General features: G+C 69.3%; 1 protein-coding gene. It reads right to left on the bottom strand.

Annotated elements, in window-relative coordinates; translation table 11 throughout:
- The coding region (locus tag A9W96_RS09725; RefSeq protein ID WP_156765178.1) for a non-ribosomal peptide synthetase at window positions 1-4,416 on the bottom strand (4,416 nt) is incomplete at both ends.

The following is a 4,416-nucleotide window of genomic DNA, read 5'->3' as shown; positions in this document are numbered from 1 at the left end:
ATAGTTGAACCCGATGTCCGGATCCGAACCAGCCAGTGCCACTTCGGGATTCAGGTAGCGCAACAGCCCGTAGGTCACACCGTTCGGCAGGGCGCGCAGTTGCTCCTTGGCGTCCTTGATTACCGCGCTCAGCGCGGCGTCACCGGCCCTCACCCGTCCCCAGTCCAGGCCGGGGATGTCCAGGGCCACCGGGTGTTTGGTGGTGAACCAGCCCACGGTGCGGGACAGATCGACGTTCGGGCCCAGCTCTTCGCCGCGCCCGTGGCCCTCGATGTCGATGCCGATGGGGTTCGTCGTGCCGGAGAATTCGGCGATCGCCATCCCGAAGGCGATCAGCAGGATGTCCTGCACCCCGGCGTGGAACGCCGCGGGCACCTCTCCCAGCAACGACCGGGTCGTCTCGACGTCCAGCGACGCCGACAACTGCCCCGCGGTCGCGTAGGTGTCCTCGGGCCGCGCCGCCGGCAACAGCGCCGGTGTCTGCTCGATGCGCCGCCAGGCGTCTGCCTGGTCGAGCACCGCCGCGCTGCGGGCGTGGTCGGCCAGCAGCGACGACCACCGGGCGAACGAGGTCCCGCCTGCGGGCAGTTCGATCGGCTGGCCGCTGTGGTGCTGTGCCCAGGCGATGTTGATGTCCTCGACCAGCGTCCGCCAGGACACGGCGTCGACGGCCAGGTGGTTAACGATCAAAGCCAATTGGTTTGTCGCGCAGGCCCATACCGCGCTCAGCAGCACGCCGGCGCCGGGGTTCAGTTGGGACCGCGCCTGGCTGAGCGCCGCATCGGAGAGCACGTCCACGGTCCGCAAGCAGGCGCGGGCGTCCACCGCACCCACCTCGGGCACGTGCAGGGACCAGTCGCCCGCGCCGTCGTCGTCGACGCAGAGCCGCAGCATGGGATGCCGATCCAGCAGTGCCTGCAGCAGCACCGGTACGTCGGCCTGACCCACGCCCGCCGGCGCCGCCAGCACCAGCGTCTGGTTGAACTGCTCGATGGGGCCGTCCATGTTCTGCAGCCACCGCATGATCGGGGTGGCCACCACCGGCCCCGTCCCGTCGTCGGCCGCATCGACTGCTGCGGAGACCAGCGTGACGACCCGCGCCAGCCGGGACACCGTCTGTTCCACGAAAACGTCACGCGGCCGGCACATTACGCCGGCGGCGCGGGCCCGGGCGACCACCTGCATCGACAGGATGCTGTCGCCGCCCAGGTCGAAGAACGAATCGTCCACGCCGACCCGCTCAAGCCCGAGGGCCTGGGCGTAGATGCCGGCCAGGATCTCCTCGATCGCGTCGGCCGGGGCGCGGTAGGCGCTCGAGCCGTAATCCGGGGCGGGCAGGGCGCGGGTATCGAGTTTGCCGTTGACGGTCAGCGGCAGCGCGTCGAGCGTCACGACGGCGGCCGGCACCATGTAGGCCGGCAACCGCTCGGCGAGCCGCGACCGCACTTCGGTCGGGTTCGCCGTCCCGGTGACATATCCCACCAGCCGCACGGTCGCGGAGTGGTCTTCGCGGGCGATCACCGCGGCCTGCTCGACGCCGTCCAATTCGGTGAGCGCGGAGTGTATTTCACCGAGCTCGATGCGGTAGCCACGGATCTTGACCTGTTCGTCGGCGCGCCCGAGGTACTCGAGCTGCTCGTCGGCGCCCCACCGGACCAGGTCGCCGGTGCGATACATGCGCGCGCCGGGCCCACCGAACGGGCAGGCCACGAACCGCGATGCCGTCAAACCGGCGCGGCCCAGATAACCGATGGCAACCCCACGGCCCGCGATGTACAACTCCCCCACCACGCCGGGCGGCACCGGACGCAACCAGTGGTCCAGCACGAACAGCGCGGCGCCGGGCACCGGCGAACCGATCGGCACCACATCGAGATCCGCCGTCAGCGGCGCGGTCATGGCCGCATACATGGTGGTCTCCGTCGGGCCGTATTGGTTGATCATCACCCGTCCGCGCGCCCACCGATCCATCACCTCGACGGAACACGGTTCGCCGCCGACGATCAGCGCCACCGATTCCAGGCCGTCGGTCGCCAGTGCCGCCACCGCCGACGGGGTCTGGCTCAACACCTCGACACCTTCGGCAATCAGCAAGGCGCGCAGGTCTTCCGGAGACCGGACCACCTGATCGGGGACGACGACGAGGCGTCCGCCGCGCAGCAGCGGGCCGAAGAGTTCCCATACGGAGAAATCGAAGGCCAGGGAATGACAGTGGCTCCACACCCGCCCCAGACCCAGTTCGGGATCCAGCGACAGCAACAGTTGGGTCACATTGTGGTGGGTTACCGCGACACCCTTGGGGGCGCCCGTGGTCCCCGAGGTGTAAATGACGTACGCGACGTTGTCCGCCGCCGGCGCCGGCAATCCCGTGGTGGGTTGGACGCGCACGGCGGGGTCGTCGATGTCGATGACCGGTCCGCACCGGGGCAGATCCGCGCGGATCTCGGCAGTGCTGATCGTCGCGATCGGTGCGGCATCGGTGAGCATGAATTCGATGCGGGCCGACGGTAGCGCCGGGTCGATCGGTACGTAGGCCGCGCCGGTCTTCAGCACGGCCAGGATCGCCACGATCGCCCCGGCCGACCGCGGCATCGCCACCGCCACCCGCTGGCCGGGGCCCGCGCCGCGGCCAATCAGTATGCGCGCCAACTGGTTAGCCGACGCATCGACCTCGCGATAGGTCCACGACCGTCGACCGCAGGTGATCGCCACCGCCGCGGGCGCGTGAGTCACCTGTTCGTCGAAGAGTGCCGGGATGGACACCGGACCGGTCACCGGCTGGGTCAACACCGCGCGGTTGCCGATCGCATCGAGGCGGTCGCGCTCCGACTCGGCGAGGACGCCGATCGTCGACAGCGCCCGGGCGGGATCGGCGGTCATGGCCGAAAGCACCTGCCGCAGTCGGGCGATCATCGTCTCGATGCTGGGCGCGTCGAAGACGTCGGTGCGGAACTCCACCGTTCCGGTGATGCCGGCGGGCCGGCCGTCCTCTCCCCAATGTTCGGCGAGCGAGAAGACCAGATCCATCCGGGCGACCTGGGTCTCCAGGGGCAGCGGCGTGACCTGTATATCGCCCAGATTCAGGTCGACGGGTTGGTTGTTCTGCCAGGCCAACATCACCTGGACCAGCGGGTGATGGGCGAGGTCCCGGGTGGGGTTGAGCCGTTCGACGAGCACTTCGAAGGGCACGTCCTGATGTTCGTAGGCCGCCAGGCTGCGCTGCCGCACCCTGGCCAACAGTTCGGCGACGCTGGGATCGCCGCCGAGGTCTACGCGGAGCACCAGGGTGTTGACGAAGAAACCGACGACGTCGTCCAGGGCCGGGTCGCGCCGGCCCGCGATCGGAAAGCCCACCGCCACATCGGAACTCGCGCTCAGGCTGGACAGCAGCACGGCAAGGCCGGCCTGCACGACCATGAAACTGGTCACGTGGTGGGCTTGCGCCAGGTCGGCGATCTGTTGCTGAAGGTCGGCCGGCCACTGCACGGCCAGGCCGGCCCCACGGTAATCGGCCACCAAGGGATACGGCCGGTCGGTGGGCAGCTCAACACGTTCCGGTAGCCCGGCTAGGGCTTGTTCCCAGTAGGCGAGCTGCACGGCGATGGGGCTGTCCGGGTCGTCGAGGTCGCCGAATTGGGCGCGCTGCCACAGCGTGTAGTCCACGTATTGGACCGGCAGCGGCGCCCACTGCGGGGCTCGTCCGGACGACCGGCTGGCATAGGCCGTCCCGAGGTCACGCACCAGCGGGGCCAGCGACCACCCGTCCGCGGCGATATGGTGTACCACTGCCACCAGGACGTGTTCATCGTCGCCGGTGTGGAAAAGCCATGCCCGCAAGGGCAATTCGCTGGTTAGATCGAAGGTGTATCGTGCCGCCTCGTGGGTGGCCTCCGCCAGCCAGGAGGCCGGCCACCGGGTGGCGTCGACGACCTGCCAGCCGACTTCGCTGCGCTCGGGCGGGACGACCGCCTGTTGCGGCGTGCCTTCGGGCGCGAGGAACAGGGTCCGCAGGCTTTCGTGGCGGCCCACCACGTCGGCTAGGGCGGCGCCCATCACCTCGGCATCCACCGGCCCGCTCAGCTTCAGGGCGACCGCCATGTTGTACACCGGCGATGGGCCCTGGAACTGGTCGATGAACCACAAGCGCGACTGGGCGAACGACAAGGGCACCAGCGCCGGCCGTTCGGCGGGCACCAAGCGGTCGGTGCGGGCGGCGCCGGCCTGCACGTGGGGCGCGAGTTGTGCGACGGTGGGTGCCTCGAACAGGGATCGGACGGTGAGGTCGGCGTCCAGTTCGGTATTCACGGCCGAGACGAGCCGCATTGCCGAGAGTGAGTCGCCGCCGAGGTGGAAGAAGGAGTCGTCGATTCCGACGCGTTCGACACCCAAGATGTGGGCGTAGATGCCGGCCAGGAT

This window comes from Mycobacterium sp. 1245852.3, assembly GCF_001669335.1.
Classification (GTDB): domain Bacteria; phylum Actinomycetota; class Actinomycetes; order Mycobacteriales; family Mycobacteriaceae; genus Mycobacterium; species Mycobacterium europaeum_A.
Note: the sequence above shows the minus strand (reverse complement) of the source record. Positions and strands in the feature narration are given on the sequence as shown.